The organism is Campylobacter hominis ATCC BAA-381, from assembly GCF_000017585.1.
Taxonomy (GTDB): Bacteria; Campylobacterota; Campylobacteria; order Campylobacterales; family Campylobacteraceae; genus Campylobacter_B; species Campylobacter_B hominis.
Genome location: NC_009714.1, coordinates 1,039,926 through 1,058,751, shown reverse-complemented (window position 1 = coordinate 1,058,751; position 18,826 = coordinate 1,039,926). Strand labels below are relative to the sequence as shown.

The following is an 18,826-nucleotide window of genomic DNA, read 5'->3' as shown; positions in this document are numbered from 1 at the left end:
AGTTTAAAATCATAATTAAAAAAATAAAAGCTTAATTTTATAAAATTTATAATACAATTGAAACATTTAAATTTTAGGATAAGAAATGAACGAAAAATTTACCAAAATCGGCTTTATTTTAGCTGTCGCAGGAAGTGCCGTCGGTTTAGGAAATGCGTGGAAATTTCCTACTTTGGTAGGACAAAATGGCGGAAGCGCTTTTATCTTACTTTATCTGCTTTTAACTTTTTGTGTAAGTTTTGTTATATTTTTGGCTGAAATTGTTATAGGCAGACTTTCTGAAAGTGATGCGGTAAATGCTTTTTATAAGCTTGCGCCAAAACATAAAAAAGCGTGGAGCACGGCCGGATTTTTTATGATCAGTGCACTTTTGATTTATTCGTTTTATAGTGTTGTAATGGGCTGGATATTAAAATATACTGCCGTTTCTTTATTTTCGCTTCCTACAAATATAGATAAAAGCGGAGAAATTTTTACTTCGCTTCTTGAAAATGATATTTTGGTAAGTTTGATTTGCTTTACGATCGCTTCTTTGATTTGTTTTTATATTGTTTCAAAAGGCGTAAAAAACGGCATTGAGCGATTAAATGTATGGATGATGCCGGCTTTGTTTATTTTATTGATTATTATGGTTATTTATTCTATGTTCTATGACGGATTTTTGCAAAGTGCTAAATTTTTGCTTATACCTGATTTTAGTGTGCTCAACAAAGATAGTGTGCTTTCCGCTTTGGGACTTGCGTTTTTTACACTTTCTCTTGGCGTTACAACGATCATTACATACGCCGCAAGCTTACCTGAGCGCACAAATATCTTAACATCAAGTCTTAGTATCGTTTTTATAAATGTATTGATCGGTATTATGATGGGTTTAATAGTTTTTACATTTATATTCGAATTTGGAGCTGATCCTGGCGAACAAGGACCTGGACTTATTTTTGTCTCTTTGACAGTGCTTTTTTCAAAACTTGGATTTGTAGGAAATGTTTTAGCCTTTGCGTTTTTTCTATCTTTACTTTTTGCGGCTATCACTTCAGCTATTTCTATGATTGAACCAAGCGTTTATTACCTTGTAAATTCGCAACGTTTTTCACGTAAAAGAGCTGCCGAGTTACTTTTTGGTGTTACTTATGTTTTGGGAATTTTTTGTATTTTAGGATATTACAAAGAAACTAGCGGAATTTTTACTTTCGGAGGAAAATCTTTTTTTGATATTTTGGATTATTTAACTTCAAATGTTTTAATGCCGATTTCAGGAATTGTCACATCAATCTTTGTGGGTTTTGTAATCAGCTCAAAACCTGTAAAAATTTTACTTTTGCCTTATATGGGCGAGACTCTTTTTAAAATTTGGTATTTTTTGCTTAGATTTATCGCACCTTTAGCGGTTTTAGTTATTTTTATTACGCAAAATATTTAAAATTTTGCGTAATAAATTACGTAAAAATCGGTAAGAATAAAAACAGTTTTAGAGTCATTGCGTTTGCAATATCAACGAAAAATCGTGCACTATACGAACTACAGATAAATATTGTGTGTAAATGTCGGAAGAGATTTATTACAACTCGTAATATTTTCTGTAATTTAATAAACTATATTTTTTCCTTTAGATTTATTTTTAAAATTGTATTGAATTTTTATAAAAAATAATAATGTATAAAAATTTACTTAAAATTTAAAGAATTTTATAAAGTTGAGTGTATTTGACTAAATATTTCTAAAAAATTTTATAAAATACTTGACATAAATACACTCAATATTGTATAATACATCAGCAATTAAATAGAAAGAGTGCTAATAAATGAAAATAAGCAAAAGAGATTTGATACTTGATTCGATTATTTCCGCCTATTTGGATGATAACGTTCCAATCGGCTCGAATGAGTTGTGCTCAAGAATGCAAATTTCAATTCCGGCTTCAACAATTCGCGTATATTTTAAAAAACTTAGTGAAGAGGGCGCGATTAGACAACTTCACGTCAGTGGCGGACGAATTCCTACTGTTTCTATTATGCAAAAATATTGGCGATCAAGACTGAAATTTGACAAAAAATTAAAAATAGAAGATTTAAATAATTTATCAATGATAGTTCAAGATTTTGAAATTTACTGCATGGTTTTTACATCAAACAGCGAAATTTTAAAAGAAGTCTTAAATTATAATGATAGATTTATCATTCTGGTTTTTGGTGATGATGAAATTATTCTTAAATTTAATGATAAAATTTTCAATGTTTTAATCAATCTGGTTGGAATTACACTTGAAGAGCTTGAAAAGATTACAATGCAAATCGGTTTTATGGAGCTTCGCACAAAGATTGCGGAGCTAAAAAGATCAAAAATTCAATTTTTGGCAAACGAGGTTGTAGCTTATAAAATTTTTAAAGACGAACGTTTTAGAATTCTTTTGGATCCTACTTTTGCAGTGAAATTTAATAAAAATATTATATTTTCACCTGAATTTGACAGCGGATTTATGGGTGTAAAACGCGATATAAATTTTATAGGAAAAGACGCTGTAATGATTTGTGCTGGAAGCATTTATGAAGATTATGAAAAATTTTTTAACACTATAATGGAGGTCGCATGAGCGAAGAAAAAAATAAAAATCAACAAGATTTAAATATGTGCGGTGATATCGGTTGCAAAAAAAGCGATGATTTAAAAAATTGTGAAAAAGAGCAGGGCGAATTTCGCGACGACGGCTTAGAAAACAATCAGGATAATGAACTTGAAAAATTAAAAGTCGCTTTTGAAGCTTTAAAAGATAGATTATACAGAGAAAACGCCGATTTTGAAAACTCGAAAAAGCGTATGCAAAAAGATTTGAAAATGGCTGTGGATTATGCCAACGAGGATTTTGCGAAAGATATGCTTCCTGTAATTGATGCACTTGATGCGGCGCTAAATATCGATGTAAAAGACAACGAATTTGCAGTGCAAATAAAAGACGGTGTTAAACAATGTGTGACAATTTTGCTTAAAAATTTTGAAAAACACGGAATAACGCCTATCGATGTGAGCGGTAAATTTGATCATAATATACATAACGCGGTTTCGCAAATCGAGGCTGAAGGTAAAGAAAGTGGCGATATAGTGCAGGTTTATCAAAAAGGTTATATGTATAAAGGCAGAGTTTTAAGAGCTGCAATGGTCGTAGTCGCTAAATAGTTTAATAAATGTATTAAAATACGTTTAAATTTAGCTTGTAAAGAAAATAATAAATTTAATAAAAGGATAAAATATGTCAAAAGTAATTGGAATTGATTTAGGAACGACAAACTCTTGCGTTAGCGTTTACGAGCGCGGCGAGAGCAAGATAATTCCTAACAAAGAGGGAAAAAATACAACTCCTTCTGTAGTCGCTTTTACGGATAAAGGCGAAATTTTAGTTGGTGACAGTGCTAAACGTCAAGCTGTTACGAACCCTGAAAAGACAATATATTCTATAAAAAGAATTATGGGTCTTATGATGAATGAGAAAAATGCGCAAGAAGCTAAAAAAAGGCTTCCTTATAAGATTGTGGATAGAAATGGCGCTTGCGCTGTCGAGATTGCCGGCAAAGTTTATACTCCACAAGAAATTTCGGCAAAAGTTTTGATGAAATTAAAAGAAGATGCCGAAAGTTATCTTGGTGAAAAGGTTGTTGATGCCGTGATTACAGTGCCTGCGTATTTTAACGATAGTCAAAGAAAAGCCACAAAAGAAGCAGGAACAATTGCAGGACTTAATGTGTTAAGAATTATCAATGAGCCGACAGCTGCAGCTCTTGCTTACGGTCTTGATAAAAAAGAATCCGAGAGAATAGTTGTTTATGATTTGGGTGGCGGAACGTTTGATGTAACGGTGCTTGAAACTGGTGATAGTGTTGTAGAAGTTTTAGCAACAGGCGGAAATGCATTTTTGGGCGGCGATGATTTTGATAATAAACTTATTGATTACTTACTTAGCGAGTTTAAAAATGAGAGCGGAATTGATATAAAAGGCGACGTAATGGCTATGCAACGTCTAAAAGAAGCTGCCGAAAATGCCAAAAAAGAGCTTTCAAGCGCTATGGAAACAACTGTAAATTTGCCGTTTATAACAGCTGATCAAACAGGTCCGAAACACCTTATGAAGACAATTTCAAGAGCAAAATTTGAAGGCATGATAGATAATTTGGTAGGTGAGACAATTTCTACTTTAAATAGCGTTGTAAGCGATGCCGGACTCAAAATGAGCGATATAAAAGAGGTCGTTATGGTAGGCGGATCTACTCGTGTTCCTTTGGTTTGTGAAGAGGTTAAAAAGGCTTTTGGAAAAGATTTGAACAAATCAGTAAATCCTGATGAGGTCGTGGCTGTAGGCGCTGCTGTACAAGGTGCCGTTATAAAAGGTGATGTCAAAGATGTACTTTTGCTTGATGTAACTCCTTTAAGCCTTGGAATTGAAACTCTTGGCGGCATAATGACAAAATTGATAGATAAAGGAACCACAATTCCTACCAAAAAATCTCAAGTTTTTTCAACCGCGGAAGATAACCAAAGCGCAGTTACAATCAACGTTTTACAAGGTGAAAGAGAATTTGCAAGAGATAATAAAAGCCTTGGAAATTTCAATCTTGACGGAATTATGCCGGCTCCTAGAGGCGTGCCTCAAATTGAAGTTGAATTTGATATCGATGCAAACGGAATTTTAACTGTTTCTGCAAAAGACAAAGCCACAGGCAAAGCAACAGATATTAAAATCACAGGTTCAAGCGGATTAAGTGATGAAGAAATTGATAAAATGGTAAAAGATGCAGAGCTTCACAAAGAAGATGACAAAAAACGAAAAGAGAGTGTTGACGCAAGAAACGGCGCTGATGCGATTGCTCACCAAACAGAAAAAACATTAAATGAAATGGGTGAGAAAATTCCTGCCGATCTTCGCGCAAAAATAGAAGCTGCGCTAAATGATTTAAAAGCTGTATTGAAAGATGAAAATGCCACAAAAGAACAAATTGACGCAAAAGTTTCAGCTCTAAGCAAAACAGCCGAAGAGATGTATAAAGCAGCTTCTGCAGGTAAAAATGCAGGCGGTACTGCCGGAGGCAATGGTAATGCAGGTTCAAACGGCAATTCCGGTGCAAAAAAAGACGACGACGTTATAGACGCCGAAGTCGAGTAATTCAAAACATATAAAGGCGTGAAGCTTTTCACGCCTTTCTTCTTAAATTTAACAAATAATTTCACGGAACATATAAAAATCAAGATTAATATCTAACGGTGATAAATTAAAGTATTAAAACATTATATTTTTTTGCTACTTATAATATATGACAAATTTTATAACACTAAGCTATATGAAATATTCTAAAATAAGAGAAATAAATTTTAAAATTGGATTTTGTATTTTATTTGTGTTGTCATTAAGTTTATATCAAATATATTTTATCTCAAAGACTTTTTTAACTTAAACTGCGCCGCAAGTTTTTATACTAATATATATGCATTATTTTATTATGCGCACTACTTGTTGAATTTTATATTTTTTTATAAAAAATAAATATCCTAAAATTTTACAGATATTATTACACGATATAATATATTTTGGTTGAGAATTAAATACTGTTTTACTTTTCAACTTTATTACTTAACATTACAGCTATAAATTCTGTTTTAGGGTTTATTTTAAGTGCGATTTGAATAGTCATAGTTAGTGGAACCGCTAAAAAAAGTCCGCCTATCCCTAAGACATATCCCCATAAAAGTAAGCTGAAAAGCACAGTTATAGTTGAAATTCCAAGTTCTTCGCCGACCAGTCTCGGTTCTAAAATCACACCTAAAATAGTATTTGTAGCAGTATAGAGGATGATAACCCAGATCGCATCTGAAATATTTCCGCTTAAAAGAGCTATAAAAACAGCCGGAACGGCAGCTACAAACGAGCCGATTGTTGGTATATAGTTCATTATAAAAGCTACTATTCCCCATAAAACCGCATAAGGTATGTTTAAATAATATAGCCCTGAACCTATAATAATACCGGTTGCTGTTGAAACGATTGTTTTTATAAAAAGATATCTTTTAAGGTTATAGACAAATGAATGCACAAAAACTATCGCGTTTGAGTATTTTACGCTTAGATATTTTACCTTTTCCTGCATTATTCTTGTTTCAAAAAGCATAAAAGCAACTAATAAAAGTATAAAAAGCCACATCGACATAATTGAGCCTGTTTTTCTGACAAGCGAGCTTGTTGTCGTAATAATTTTATTAGATTCCAAGTTAAACATATTCGGATCAAAAACTATCATATCTCTAAATTCTGTGTTATTTAGATTTTCCATCCATTCATTTAGTATGATTTGGAATTTTCTATTAAATTCAGGAAGTTGTCCTAAAAAGTCAAACATCGTACCAACCGCCACACTTCCGATAAATGCTAAAAATCCAAGCATACAGAACGTCACAAGTATAAAAGAGATGATTCTAGGAATTTTAACTTTTTCTAAAATATCTAAAATCGGTGATGTTACAATAGCTATAAAAGTTGCAAGTAAAAATGGTACTACAACTGAATTTGCAGCTTTTAATCCTGCGAAAATTATAACTATAGACGCCAGTGTTATTAAAAATGTCTGTAATTTCAAGAGATTTCCTTAAATTTTAAAATGCTTGAATTTTTATGAAAAAGATAAGAACTTCTAAAAATTATACATCCTAAAAGCAAATTTTAAATAATATTTTCAATCAGGCGGCATATATTTTTCATGTTTTTTCTTTAGTGCATTTTTTTTCTTTTCTTCCATTTTTACAGCATCTCTTAGAGCTTCTTCACTGTCGTATTTTGTGCCGTCCAAAAATTTTGTATAATCGTCAAATTGATGAGTTTTAATTCCCCATAAAAGTCCAAAAAGAGCAATGCCTCCCAAAAAAATACTGACTCCGAGCATAATTCCTATTATTCCACTCATTTTTACCTCCTGAAATTTTTAAGTCTAAGCGAATTCAACACTACGATTAATGAGCTGAAACTCATGGAAATCGCCGCATATAGCGGTATAATAAAACCTAAACAGGCAAGCGGAATTGTTATCGCATTATAGCAAAGCGAGAAAATAAGATTTTCTTTTACTTTTTTAAATGATTTTTTTGCAATTTTTATAGCGCACACAAGGCTTGTAAGATCGTCTGTTAAAAGCACAACATCGCTTTTTTCCATACTTATATCAGCGCCTGAACCTAGGCAAATTCCGACATTTGCAAGGCTTAGAGCAGGTGCGTCATTGACGCCATCGCCAACCATAATTACAAATTTATTCCGCTTGCTTAAATTTTGTACAAATTTTGCTTTTTTATCCGGTAAAACACCGCTTTCATAATTTTTTATTCCTATTTCATTTGCGATTTTCTTTACAGCGTTTTCGTTGTCGCCGCTTAACATAAAAATTTCAAAACCAAGTTTTTCAAGTTCCGATACGCTTGATTTCGCATCATTTTTTATACTGTCGCTAAGTTCGAAAATAGCCGCAAGTTTGCCGTTTATTGCAAAAAAATATTCGCTCGTATCTAAATGCTCTACATTTTTTATTCCAAGTTCTCTCATAAATTTAGCGCTTCCGCCGCTTATTTTTATATTTCCGAAATTTGCGCTTATTCCTTTTGCCGGGAAATTTCTGATATTTGAAATTTTTAAATTTTCGCCTTTAAAATTTAAAAATTCGTTAACAGCTTTGCTGATCGGGTGATTTGAAGCTTTAAGTAATGAATCTAGTAAAGAAATGTCAAAATCGATTAAAAATTTGCTTTTATTTACTTTCAACTTGCCGTTTGTCAAAGTTCCGGTTTTATCGAAAACTATCGTGTCGCATTTTGCTATATTTTCAATAGTTTTCGCCTCTTTAAATAAAATTTTTTCTTTCAATCCTGCGCCAAGACCTACAAGCGTGGCAACAGGCGTAGCAAGTCCAAGTGCGCAAGGGCAGGCTATTATGATTACACTGACGGCTGTAATAAGAGCTTTGTCAAACGAACCGAAATAAAGCCATATAAAAAAAGTAAGCGCCGCCAGAGTTAAAATAACAATAGAAAAAATTCCTGAAATTTCATTTGCCATACGCTCAATTTGAGGTTTTTTAAGAGGTGCGTTTTCCAATAAATCTATAATTTTGCTTAAAAGCGAGTTTTTAAAATTTGCGCTTGCTCTGTAAACGACAGATCCTTGCATACAAATTGCGCCGCTTTTTATTTCATCACCTGCTTGCACACTGACAGGCACACTTTCTCCGTTTATGCTTGCATAATCAAAACTTGCATTTCCACTTATTACGCATCCGTCTATCAGCACTTTCGCGCCTTCATTCAGTAAAATTTCATCGCCTATACTGATTTCGTCCGCTTTTTTATTTATAAACCCGCCTTTTTCATTTTTTACTAAAACGGCACCTATTATGGTATTTGAAAAGTTATCAAGTTTGTCGGTAGCTCTTTTCTTGCTTAAAATTTCAAGATATTTTCCTATAAAAACAAAAGTAATAATCATAGCAACCGAGTCGAAATACACTTCGCCGTTTCTTGCAAGCATCGCATATACAGAGTAAATATATACTATTCCTGAACCTGTCGCGATAAGCAAATCCATATTCGGCGTGCGGTTTTTTATGGCAAAAAATGCTCCTTTAAAAAATACGCTTCCTGTATAAAAAAGCACTGGCGTCGCCAAAATGAACTCTCCAAAATGCAAAATATCCTTTGTAGCTGCGTCCATTCCGCTAAAATATCCGCCGTAAAGTGCAACTGCAATCCACATTATATTCATTACGGAAAAAATTCCTACAATCAGTTTTGCGTAAAATTCACGGCGTTTCGAGTTTATGCGTGTTTCACTGCGATTTGGATCGTAAGGATACGGCTCATAACCGATTGATTTTATTTTTGAGAAAATTTCAGCCAGATTTGTTTCGTTTTCATCCCAAACGATTTTGGCTTTGTTTGTTGTGGCATTTATATTTGCCTCTATCACGCCTTTTGAGTTAAATAGCACTTTTTCGTTTAGCCAAACGCAGGCTGAGCAATGAATTCCTTCTATGATTATGAAAATTTCATTAAAACCGTCTGCGTTTTGGCGCACGAAATTTTCATAAATCGCTTCCGTTTCATTTTTTGAAATTTCGCGTGTTTTTGCCGGATTTAATGTATTTTTGCCAAGTCTTGTATAAAATTCTTCAAGTCCATTTTCCTGCAAAAGATAAAAAACCTGTTTGCAGCCGTTGCAACAAAATTTATGTCCGTCTTCGCAATGTATCATCGCGCTTTCATCAAAACCGAGTTTGCAATGATCGCATTTTAATTTAGCCATTTTCGCCTTTTCGTATATTTTTTAAAATTTCGATTATACTTACTTTTTACTTTAAAATTTTAATCTTTGATAATTTCGTTTTCATCTTTTATTATTACGCGATTTTTATCAGTGATTGACGGATGTAAATATCCGTTATTTACCAAAATTTCAACAGTTTTTCTAAAAGTAGGAAGTGCATTCTGAGCGGCATAATAGCTTCCTTTTTTCGGCTCTCTAACCAAAACGCCTATTGTAAAGCTTGAACTTTTATCGTTTGCAAAACCGAAAAACGAGCTGTTGTAAAGATTTGAATATCCACCGCCGCTTGCAATTCTTGCAGTTCCTGTTTTACCGCCTATTTGAAGACCTTCTACCTGACCTTTTCTACCGGTTCCGCGCTCAACTGTTTGAATCAAAATTTCTTTTAATACATTTGCCGTTTCACTGCTTATAACATTTCTGCTTTCAGCTTCATTTACTTGATAAAATTCGCCGTTTTTACGTAGATACGAAACAATTCTTGGAGAAATAATAACGCCGTCATTATTAAAAATCATATAAGCGTTTAAAAGTTGTAAAAATGTAAGTTGAAGTCCGTATCCGTAGCTCGTGGTAGCTTTATATACTTTATTTTCAAGCGAGAAAACATCCGGCATATAGCCTTTTTGTTCGTAAGGAAGATCGATTCCCGTTTTTTGCATAAAACCGAATTTTTCCAAACCTGAATGTAAAATTTCTCCGCTTAAACGGGAACTTATCATTATCATACCGATATTTGAACTATGTACGATTATATCCGTTGCACTCATTTCATTTGCAGGGTGCGTATCTTTTATAGTGCGGGAGCCTAATTTATATGAGCCGTTGTAAGTCGGAATCATCTCATCTGGGCGCACCATGCCGGTTTCATAAGCTATTGAAAAAATTATCGGTTTTATAACAGATCCCATTTCATAAGCATATTCGCTTGCGGTTGAGTTTAAATTTGAAAATGTTTTTTTTGTAATATTTCCGGGATTATAACGCAAATTCGTAGCAAGGGCTAAAATTTTACCGCTTTTCGAATCCATAACCGCTATTAAAATTTCTTTTGCGTCATAATCGTCTGCCGCATTGTCCGCTAAAAATTCGAGCTCTTTCTGAACCTTAAGGTCGATATTTAAAATTGCGTCATATCCGTCTATTTTGCTTGATTTGCGACTTGATTTTTCTAAAATTATATTGTCGCCTATATCACGCAAACCTGAAATTTTTTCATCATTAATCGGATTAAGATAATATTCATAGTATTTTTCGATGCCTTTTATGCCTTTAACGCGTGTAATTCCATCCAATTCTGTTTTATTTATGTAGCCAATTAGCGGAGTTAGACTGTCTGCTGTATTATAAACCCGCTTTTCGCCGCTTTGTGAGACGCTCATTCTAATAGGCGGATTTGATTTTCCGCTTGGTGTCAAAAAAGAGACAAAAACTTTTTTCAAATTCAGTTTTCTTGCGAGTTCTTTTAGATGAACTGCCATTTTAGCGTCTATTTTATAGCTTAATACAATTGTTCCTTTTGAGGAAGTTATCGCGTCTTTTACGCGTTTTTCGTTATCTCCTGTATAAATACAGTAAAGTTTTACAAAAAGTTCCAATTTATTCGGGTCTATACTTCTGCTATCCACACTTACTTTGTAAAGTTTTTGTGAGTTTGCGCTTATATAGTTGTCGCTTGTTACGATTTCGCCGCGAATTGCGGTGTTTATTTCAGATGATTTTAAATTCGGCAGACGGCGATTTGCACTTGACCAATAATAAACCACATATAAAAAAATTAATAAAAGTAGAGGAATTATTAGATAATTCAGTTTAAATAAATTGATGTTTTTTAGAAATTTAAAAAATTTTCTCATTTCAGTTAAACTCAAATGTTAATTTTTCATTTTCCGTTGAAATTTTTACAGTTCCGCCGTTTTTTAATTTTCCAAATAGAATTTCACCGCTTATAATGTCGCTAATCTCACCATCAATTATGCGTTTTAAATTTCTTGCGCCTGATTCCGTATTTGCACCTTTTTTGATTAAAAATTCTTTTGCGTTTTCGTCCAAATCAAACTTGACATTTTTTAATTTATTTTCCAAATTTTTTATATATTTATCTACGATTTGTTTTAAAATTTCATTATTTAAAGGATTGAAATTTATTATTTTATCTATTCTTGCTCTAAGCTCAGGGCTAAAAAAATCATGTACGGCAGTGTTTATTTTTTCAGCCGTATCTCTTTTAAATCCAAGAGTAGCCGCCTCTTTTGTGCCAAGATTTGAGCTCATTATTATGATTGTATTTTTAAAATCGGCCTTTTCACCGAGATTATCACTTAATGAAGCGTTATCGAAAATTCCTAAAAATATATTTATGATTGTGGGGTTCGCTTTTTCTATTTCATCAAAAAGTAAAACGCTGTAAGGATGCTTTTTGACGGCATTTGTTAAGATTCCGCCTTGTTCAAATCCTACATATCCGGGAGCCGAGCCTATAAATTTCGAGACGCTGTTTTCTTCCATATATTCGCTCATATCAAAGCGTAAAAAACTTACATTCAGCGAGTTTGCAAGCACTTTTGCAAGTTCTGTTTTGCCAACTCCGCTATTTCCTGTAAATAAAAATACGCCAATCGGGCGATTTTCATCTTTTATGCCTGCATATGAGCGCAAAAGTGCCTTATAAAGCGTATCTACAGCGCTATCCTGACCGAAAATTTCAGATTTTAAATTTGTTTTCAGATTTTTTAAAATTTCCGAATTATCACTATTTATATTTTCAGCATTTGCCATTACGCTTAAAATTTTTCTTACATCATCCTGACTTACTTCGCCGTGGCGCCCTTTTAAGCTGAAACTTGCACCTATTTCATCAATTAAATCAAATGCGCTATCGGGCAAAAATTTATCACTTAAATATTTTTTGGAAAGTCTTACGCATTCATTTAAAATTTCATCACTGAATTTCACGCCGTGAAAATTTTCATAACGCGGCGCACCGCCTTTTAAAATTTTAAAGCTGTCTTCCAATGTGGGCTCACAAATGTCAATTTTGTTGAATCTTCTAAGTAGAGCTTTGTCCTTGCCGAAATCTCTAAATTCCGCATAAGTAGTAGCTCCGATGCAGGAAATTTCACCGTTTGCAAGAGCCGGTTTTAGGGCGTCGGCTAAATCGGCATCGCTTCCGCCTGTGCTTCCTGCGCCCAAAATCGTGTGAATTTCATCGAAAAATATTATCACGTTTTTTTTATTTTTTAATTCATCTATAAGGTCATTTACTCTTTGCTCAAAATCGCCTCTGTATGTAGTTCCTGCAAGCATTGAAGTTAAGTTTATTTCATAAATTTCTTTATTTTTCAATTTTTCCGGTCCGTCGTTGAATGCGATTTTTTGTGCGATTCCTTCTACGACGGCTGTTTTCCCAACGCCTGCTTCACCTACTAGTAAAGGATTATTTTTTTTGCGTCTGCAAAGTGTTTGAAGTGTTTTTTCAACTTCCTTTTCTCTTCCTATAAGTTTATCAAGTTTTCCAAGCCTTGCTTCTTCGCAAAGATTTCGTCCCCAAATTTCAAGAGGAGATCTTTGATCTTCGTTTTCATCCTGATTTTCGAAAGAGTCCAGAAATTCCGCCATAGGAATGCTTTTTTGTCTTTTCAACCATTCGAAAAATGTCAGTGAAAGACTTTCATAACTGTCATTTGGTGTGATAAAATCAAAAAGTTCTCTATAATTTTCATCCATTTTTCTAGCTAAAAACATAAATCTGAAAATATCTTCATATTCATTTTTGTTTGTGCCGATTTCATTTATTTGATTTATCAGATATTTCAGTTCGGTTGTCATTTTCAATTTTTTATTTTTTGATTTCGGAAAATTTTCGATGATTTGACGGATAGTTTCGCCTACGTCATTTTGCATTCCGTAGTAATAAAAAAATTCTTTAAAAACGTCGTATCTGAAAAAAGAAAAAAGAATATGATATGTCGTAAGATAATTATTTCTATATTTGCGCGCCACACGCACGCCGTTTTTAAAATAGTATCCAAACATAAAATTTGCCATTATTCTTCCTCTATTTCACAAACTAACGGAAAATTCGCTTTTTTAGCCAGCATTTTTACTTCATCTTTTTTGGTTTCAGCGATTTCTTTTATGTAACTTCCGCAAATTCCTGAACCGTTTTTATGTATATGTAGCATAATATTTATTGCTTCATCTCGCGTTTTTTCAAAAATTTCCATCAAAATCATTACGACAAAATCCATAGTCGTAACATCATCATTCAGTAAAATTACGCGGTAAATTTTCGGTATGAAAATTTTTGTTTTTGTTTGTGATTCATTTTGAAATGCCATTATTTAAGCCTTTGTAAATCATTTTCTATTACGCCCTCAGGCACCGCGCCAAGATAATATTTTTTAAATCGCATTCCTTCGTTAAAATCCGTTAAGTTAACATATTTGCCGTTTTGAAGTAAAACTTTAAACGGTATTGAAAGTGCGTGATTGTATTTTATATCGTTTAAAATTTGAGCAATCAGTCTGTCATTTTCTTTTTCGTTTGCTATGAAATAATAAGCGCCGTATTTTTTCATAAAATTTTCGATTATTTCATGATTTTCAATCTCTTCAAAAGTTATAAGTCCTATAAAAGCCATATTTTCCTTGTTTTTATTTATTAGATCGGTAAGATGAGCGGCTTCCGCTTTGCAAGGCTCACAATAAGTTGCAAAAATGTCAAACATAAGAAGTTTGTCGCTATTTGCTAATTTAAAGCCTTCATTCGTGCGTTTTATTGTTATTTCATCGCCGCTTACGCTTTTTAGAGAAATTTGCTCGCCAACTTCATATGGAGCGAAATTCTGTTCACTTGAAATTGTATCGTTACGCTCGTCGCAACCGCCAAGAAAAATCATTGCTGAAATTAAAATTCCTAAAATTTTTTTCACTCAGTATCCTTTTGCATATCTTTTCATCGCGCTTTGTGCTTCACGTTCGGCTTCTTTTCGTTTTAAAGCCTCTCTTTTATCGTGCAGATTTTTGCCTTTCGCAAGCGCGATTCGCGCTTTTACTTTGTTTTTGTCGTTTAGATAAAGCGATAGCGCCACAATCGCCATACCTTCTTTTGAAACGGCGCCAAAAAGTCTGTTTATCTCTTTTTTATGCATTAAAAGTTTTCTTGCGCCGTTTTCGCTTGGACGAAAAAATGCATTTGTATTTTCCAAAAAACTGATGTGAGCGTTTAATAAAAAAAGTTCTCCTTTGATGATTCTGCAAAAGCTGTCTTTCAGGTTTGCACGCCCCATTCTTAATGCTTTTACTTCGCTACCTTTAAGCACAATTCCGGCTTCAAAATTTTCTATTATCGTAAAATTATGCCACGCTTTTTTATTTTTTGTCAGTTCTTTCATTATTTTACCTTAAAACAGCTGCTTCCGCTGCCGCTCAAAAATTCATCGTTATTGATTTTTAAATTTGGATAAATTTTTTGTGCCGGCACAAGCAGGTCATTTAACATATAATTTTTAAAATTTGCCAAAATTTCGCTACTTTTTAAACGTGAAAGTCTAGCTGAAAATTTTAAATTTATAGTATCAAAAAAGTGCGCGCGAAACTCTTTATAAACTTTTGCCGTATCGCAGCAAACAGGTTTTTGTAAAATTTCAAAATTTGGAATTTCATCATCAAACGGCATTATAATTTCTCCTATACCGCTTACATTCGCACATATTTCATCGCTTAAAAAAAAACTCACGTCAGCGCCTATTTTAGCGCCTATTTTCATTAAATTCCGTTTTGAAATTTTAAGATTCAGCTCTTCATTAGCCATTTTTAAAAAAGTGGCGGCATTTGAACTTCCACCTCCAAGTCCGCCTCCAAGCGGAATATTTTTTTTTAAAGTTACGCAGTTATTTTTAAAAAATTCATTTAATTCGTGGGAAAAACCTGCCTTACAAAGTTCGTTATAGGCTTTATTTATAATGTTTTCGCCATTTATTTCGGTTTCGGTTTTTATACAAAAACCTTCAAAATTTCCGCTTTTAAAACTTATTTCGTCAAAAAGATTTTTTATAAGCACAAATCTTGAGTTTAATTCGTGATAATTTCCTCTTGTTCCTGTGATTTTTAAAAAAATATTGATTTTGGCAAAACTTTTCATATCTCAATCCTATTCAGCAGATATTTTACTTCGCCGTTTGAAATTTCAATTATAGAGTAAAAATTTGCGGTTTTTACGATATATTTTCCGTCATTTGAGTTTTTAAAATTTTGTGCGTTTAAAATTTTGCCAAGCTCGATATCGCTCTCATCGCCAATATAAAAGTTTTCTTTTAACGTCAGGAATTCCAAAGGATTTAGGGCTTTTTCGTCTTCATAACAAAAACTTCCTTCTTTTACCCTTTTTAAAGCGGAAAGTGTAGCATTCACACCAAGCTTTTCGGCAAAAATTTGCGCATAACTTCTTGCGTAAGCGCCTTTTGAAACCCAAATTTTAATATTTAAAAACGGGTGAGAATAATTTAAAATTTCACTTTTAAAAATTTGCATATTTTGAGTCGGAACATCAAAATCTTCACCTTTTCTGGCTAGTTTATAAGCTCTCATACCGTTTATTTTTTTGGCTGAAAATTTTGGCGGATTGTATTTTACTTCGCCTAAAATTTCAGCTCTCACATCTTCTAATAAATTTTTGTCAAAAGGCTTTAGAATATCTATTTTATCAATATTTTGATTATCCAAACTTTCGCTTTTCGCTCCAAGCCAAATAGTAGCTTCATAAATTTTAGGTTCCAAATCAAAAAAACGAAAAAAATGCGTGTAGTTTCCAAAAGCTATAAGCAAATTTCCACTTGCAAACGGATCAAGAGTGCCTGAAAAACCAGCTTTTTTTACGCCGTATTTACGTTTTAAAGTGTTTAGAAAATGATTTGAACTTATGCCTGTCGGCTTATTTGCGACAAAAAGTCTGTTCATATGACTCTTTCTACGAAGCTTGAAAGTATGTCGCGTTTGATTCCGCCGAAATTTATAGTAAGTTTTTGTTCGTTTCGCACCTTTGCAGTTGCGATTATTCTGCCGATTCCAAAGAGTTTGTGTTTTACTAAATCGCCTTTTTTAAACTCGCCTTTTTCTTCCAAAACAAGCGAACCGCCGCAAAGTCCGGCTTCACTTAAAAATCTGCTTTTTTCCAGTTTTTCTCTTTTTCCTCTAAAAAATCTGCTTTCAACATAACTTAAAGCCAAGGATCTTTTGGCGCGAGTAATAGCCACATATGCAAGTCTACGCTCTTCTTCGATATCGCAGCTGTCTCCTAAAAGCGGAAAAAATCCCTCTTCAAGTCCGATTACAAAAAGATGATCAAACTCAAGCCCTTTACTTGCGTGGATACTCATCACGGAAATCGCTTCGTTTGTGATTGCGTCAGCTTCGCTAAGCAGCGTAATTTCGTTTAAAAATTCATTTAAATCAAACTCAGGATCGTTTTTTGCATTGTCTTTTAATGTAGCGTAAAATTCATCTATATTCGCGACTTTATCTGCGCCATCCGGAAGTGCCGCATAATACTCTTTGATTTTAAAAGTTTTTTCCAAATTTTCAAGTTTTTCCGTTGTATTCATATTTGAAAGTTTTAAAATTCCATTATAAAGCTCTTCAAGTGCTTCGCAAACTTTTTTTGTAGCAATATTGGTTGAAATTTTGCCGATTGAATCAAATAGACTTAAGCGATTTTTATATGCGAAGCTTTCAAGATTTGCAAGTGAAACCTTGCCTATGCCGCGTTTCGGGCGATTTATGATTCTTCTAAGAGAAAAATCGTCATCTTGAGTGATAAGCAGTCTCAAATATGCGATAATGTCTTTTATTTCGGCTCTTTCGTAAAATTTCATTCCGCCGACCATTTTATATGGTATGTTTGCTCTGTTAAGCCCTTCTTCGATGCTTCTGCTTAGCGCGTTTATGCGGTATAAAACAGCGATGTTTTCAGCCTTTATTCCGCTTTGTAATAATGTTTTAATTTTATCGGCTATTTTATTAGCTTCATAAATTTCATCGTTTGATTCCATTATGGTGATACTTTCACCAGGTTTTACGGTGCTTTTCAAATTTTTTCCAAGACGATTTCTATTGTGTCCTATAAGTTCGTTTGCGGCTTTTAAAATTTCAGGTGTAGAGCGGTAATTTTCTTCAAGTTTTATAAGTTTTACATTTTTAAACTCATCTTTAAAATTTAAAATATTTTCTATTCTTGCACCTCTCCAACCGTAAATACTTTGATCGTCGTCTCCTACTACGACTAAATTTTCGTGCAATTTGCAAAGTTTTTTCAAAAGTTTAAACTGAATTTCATTTGTATCCTGATATTCGTCAACCGTGATGAAATTAAATCTTGATGAGGTTTCGTTTGCTATTTCGTCGAAATTATCTAAAATTTCATAGCTTAAAACCAGCAGATCATCAAAATCCACAAGATTGTTTTCAACTTCATAATCACAGTATTTTTTATAAATAAGTGAAATTTTTTGATAAAAATCTCTTGCGCGGTTTGCGACTTCATCGCCAATAATTGAGATATTTTGCAAAATTTTATCGGGTTTTAAAAGCGCGTTTTTATATTTTGAAATTTCACTTGCTATAAGTGCTGTCGGAATATCGCTATCAAAGCTTTTCAATATCTTTTTTTTATCGTCCGTGTCGATAATTATAAAATTATTTTTTCTATTGAGTTTATTTATGTAAAATTTTAAAAACAAAAGTCCGAATTTGTGAAATGTGCAAAGAAGCGGCGAAAGCGGAAGTTTTAAATCTCCTATAAGTGAATATGCTCTTAATCTCATTTCGCTTGCCGCTTTATTTGTAAAAGTTAAAGTTAAAGTTGAAGCCGGATCTACGCCATTTGATAGCAGATATGCAAGCCTCGAAGTTATCGTTTTTGTTTTGCCGCTTCCGGCTCCTGCTAAAATAAGCATCGGACCGTCAATATGAGTAGCGGCAAGTTTCTGATTTTCGTTTAAATCTTTTAAAATGTCCATTTATGTTGTTCTTTTGTGTGATAAATTTTCTTTTATATTATCAAAAATTTATTGAAATTCAGGTTAATGATTTTTTAAACATTTCCATCACCTGTTTGTTATTCAGCCTTTTTGTTTTAGCCGGATTTATTAAAATCACATCTTCATCAACTAAAATTTGAACTACTGAAAAAAGCGGAATTTTAACTTCACTTTCAAAATTTTCTTCTCCGAAAGCCGCGTCAAATGTCAAATTATCGCCTACAATTTGTGCGGTTTCAAATGTATAATTTGCAAGTTCGAATAAAATAAAATTTTCGAAATTTTCAGTGAATTCTTTCGGCAAAGGCGGATCAAACTCGACAAATTTAAATCTTGCTAAAATTTTAAATCCCTGATTTTCATCAAGTAAAAAATTTATACAATTTTTAATATTTTCGCACATTATTTCCGAAAATTTTGCATTTTCCAAAATTTCATTCATTTTT

At 33.1% G+C, this 18,826-nt stretch carries 16 protein-coding genes; 4 read left to right on the top strand and 12 right to left on the bottom strand.

Translation table 11 applies throughout. The annotated features are described in order from the left end of the window. Window positions 1-85: 85 nt before the first annotated feature. The 4 genes from CHAB381_RS05250 to dnaK all read left to right on the top strand — a co-directional run bounded on the left by CHAB381_RS05250 (window position 86) and on the right by dnaK (window position 5,149). Window positions 86-1,420, top strand: a complete 1,335-nt coding sequence (locus CHAB381_RS05250; protein ID WP_012108977.1) for a sodium-dependent transporter — start codon at window positions 86-88, stop codon at window positions 1,418-1,420. Window positions 1,421-1,801: 381 nt separating this feature from the next. After that, window positions 1,802-2,590: an HrcA family transcriptional regulator gene (locus CHAB381_RS05245; RefSeq protein ID WP_012108976.1), complete on the top strand. Its 789-nt coding sequence runs from the start codon at window positions 1,802-1,804 to the stop codon at window positions 2,588-2,590. Continuing rightward, complete coding sequence (locus CHAB381_RS05240; protein WP_012108975.1) at window positions 2,587-3,171, top strand: nucleotide exchange factor GrpE; 585 nt, start codon at window positions 2,587-2,589, stop codon at window positions 3,169-3,171. The genes CHAB381_RS05245 and CHAB381_RS05240 overlap by 4 nt, the downstream gene beginning before the upstream one ends. A gap of 73 nt (window positions 3,172-3,244) precedes the next feature. Then, on the top strand, window positions 3,245-5,149 hold the full coding sequence (dnaK, locus tag CHAB381_RS05235) for a molecular chaperone DnaK (protein WP_012108974.1): 1,905 nt from the start codon (window positions 3,245-3,247) through the stop codon (window positions 5,147-5,149). Window positions 5,150-5,594: 445 nt separating this feature from the next. Here dnaK and CHAB381_RS05230 read toward each other — a convergent pair whose 3' ends face one another. The 12 genes from CHAB381_RS05230 to CHAB381_RS05175 form a co-directional block, all read right to left on the bottom strand. Then, window positions 5,595-6,614 carry an AI-2E family transporter gene (locus tag CHAB381_RS05230; RefSeq protein ID WP_012108973.1) on the bottom strand — a complete coding sequence of 340 codons (1,020 nt, stop codon included), beginning with the start codon at window positions 6,612-6,614 and terminating at the stop codon, window positions 5,595-5,597. Window positions 6,615-6,710: 96 nt separating this feature from the next. Then, window positions 6,711-6,938 carry a cbb3-type cytochrome oxidase assembly protein CcoS gene (gene ccoS / locus CHAB381_RS05225; RefSeq protein ID WP_012108972.1) on the bottom strand — a complete coding sequence of 76 codons (228 nt, stop codon included), beginning with the start codon at window positions 6,936-6,938 and terminating at the stop codon, window positions 6,711-6,713. A gap of 2 nt (window positions 6,939-6,940) precedes the next feature. Continuing rightward, a complete protein-coding gene (locus CHAB381_RS05220; RefSeq protein WP_012108971.1) occupies window positions 6,941-9,322 on the bottom strand; it encodes a heavy metal translocating P-type ATPase in 2,382 nt (793 codons plus the stop codon). A gap of 59 nt (window positions 9,323-9,381) precedes the next feature. Further along, window positions 9,382-11,109, bottom strand: coding sequence for a peptidoglycan D,D-transpeptidase FtsI family protein (locus CHAB381_RS05215; protein ID WP_223429418.1), 1,728 nt, complete (start codon window positions 11,107-11,109; stop codon window positions 9,382-9,384). 91 nt (window positions 11,110-11,200) lie between these two features. Beyond that, window positions 11,201-13,390, bottom strand: a complete 2,190-nt coding sequence (locus CHAB381_RS05210) for an AAA family ATPase (RefSeq protein ID WP_012108969.1) — start codon at window positions 13,388-13,390, stop codon at window positions 11,201-11,203. After that, window positions 13,390-13,683: an ATP-dependent Clp protease adaptor ClpS gene (locus CHAB381_RS05205; protein ID WP_012108968.1), complete on the bottom strand. Its 294-nt coding sequence runs from the start codon at window positions 13,681-13,683 to the stop codon at window positions 13,390-13,392. The genes CHAB381_RS05210 and CHAB381_RS05205 overlap by 1 nt, the downstream gene beginning before the upstream one ends. After that, the gene (locus CHAB381_RS05200) at window positions 13,683-14,276 is read right to left on the bottom strand and encodes a TlpA family protein disulfide reductase (protein WP_012108967.1); all 594 of its coding nucleotides are present in this window, start codon (window positions 14,274-14,276) and stop codon (window positions 13,683-13,685) included. Before CHAB381_RS05200 ends, CHAB381_RS05205 begins: the two co-directional genes overlap by 1 nt. Continuing rightward, on the bottom strand, window positions 14,277-14,738 hold the full coding sequence (smpB, locus tag CHAB381_RS05195) for an SsrA-binding protein SmpB (RefSeq protein ID WP_012108966.1): 462 nt from the start codon (window positions 14,736-14,738) through the stop codon (window positions 14,277-14,279). Next, window positions 14,738-15,487: a 4-(cytidine 5'-diphospho)-2-C-methyl-D-erythritol kinase gene (locus tag CHAB381_RS05190; protein WP_012108965.1), complete on the bottom strand. Its 750-nt coding sequence runs from the start codon at window positions 15,485-15,487 to the stop codon at window positions 14,738-14,740. Before CHAB381_RS05190 ends, smpB begins: the two co-directional genes overlap by 1 nt. Further along, entirely contained in the window at window positions 15,484-16,302 is an 819-nt protein-coding gene (gene truB / locus CHAB381_RS05185) for a pseudouridine synthase family protein (protein ID WP_012108964.1), read from the bottom strand. The genes CHAB381_RS05190 and truB overlap by 4 nt, the downstream gene beginning before the upstream one ends. Beyond that, a complete protein-coding gene (locus tag CHAB381_RS05180) occupies window positions 16,299-18,359 on the bottom strand; it encodes an ATP-dependent helicase (RefSeq protein WP_012108963.1) in 2,061 nt (686 codons plus the stop codon). Before CHAB381_RS05180 ends, truB begins: the two co-directional genes overlap by 4 nt. Window positions 18,360-18,417: 58 nt before the next feature. Continuing rightward, window positions 18,418-18,822: a hypothetical protein gene (locus CHAB381_RS05175; protein ID WP_012108962.1), complete on the bottom strand. Its 405-nt coding sequence runs from the start codon at window positions 18,820-18,822 to the stop codon at window positions 18,418-18,420. Window positions 18,823-18,826: the final 4 nt, after the last annotated feature.

Excerpts from the sequence above, each read along its gene's own strand:
- smpB (WP_012108966.1), bottom strand. The coding sequence starts at position 14,738 with ATGAAAGAACTGACAAAAAATAAAAAAGCGTGGCATAATTTTACGATA.
- CHAB381_RS05175 (WP_012108962.1), bottom strand. The coding sequence starts at position 18,822 with ATGAATGAAATTTTGGAAAATGCAAAATTTTCGGAAATAATGTGCGAA.
- truB (WP_012108964.1), bottom strand. The coding sequence starts at position 16,302 with ATGAACAGACTTTTTGTCGCAAATAAGCCGACAGGCATAAGTTCAAAT.
- ccoS (WP_012108972.1), bottom strand. The coding sequence starts at position 6,938 with ATGAGTGGAATAATAGGAATTATGCTCGGAGTCAGTATTTTTTTGGGA.
- CHAB381_RS05245 (WP_012108976.1), top strand. The coding sequence starts at position 1,802 with ATGAAAATAAGCAAAAGAGATTTGATACTTGATTCGATTATTTCCGCC.
- CHAB381_RS05250 (WP_012108977.1), top strand. The coding sequence starts at position 86 with ATGAACGAAAAATTTACCAAAATCGGCTTTATTTTAGCTGTCGCAGGA.
- CHAB381_RS05180 (WP_012108963.1), bottom strand. The coding sequence starts at position 18,359 with ATGGACATTTTAAAAGATTTAAACGAAAATCAGAAACTTGCCGCTACT.
- CHAB381_RS05210 (WP_012108969.1), bottom strand. The coding sequence starts at position 13,390 with ATGGCAAATTTTATGTTTGGATACTATTTTAAAAACGGCGTGCGTGTG.
- CHAB381_RS05220 (WP_012108971.1), bottom strand. The coding sequence starts at position 9,322 with ATGGCTAAATTAAAATGCGATCATTGCAAACTCGGTTTTGATGAAAGC.
- CHAB381_RS05205 (WP_012108968.1), bottom strand. The coding sequence starts at position 13,683 with ATGGCATTTCAAAATGAATCACAAACAAAAACAAAAATTTTCATACCG.
- CHAB381_RS05190 (WP_012108965.1), bottom strand. The coding sequence starts at position 15,487 with ATGAAAAGTTTTGCCAAAATCAATATTTTTTTAAAAATCACAGGAACA.
- dnaK (WP_012108974.1), top strand. The coding sequence starts at position 3,245 with ATGTCAAAAGTAATTGGAATTGATTTAGGAACGACAAACTCTTGCGTT.
- CHAB381_RS05240 (WP_012108975.1), top strand. The coding sequence starts at position 2,587 with ATGAGCGAAGAAAAAAATAAAAATCAACAAGATTTAAATATGTGCGGT.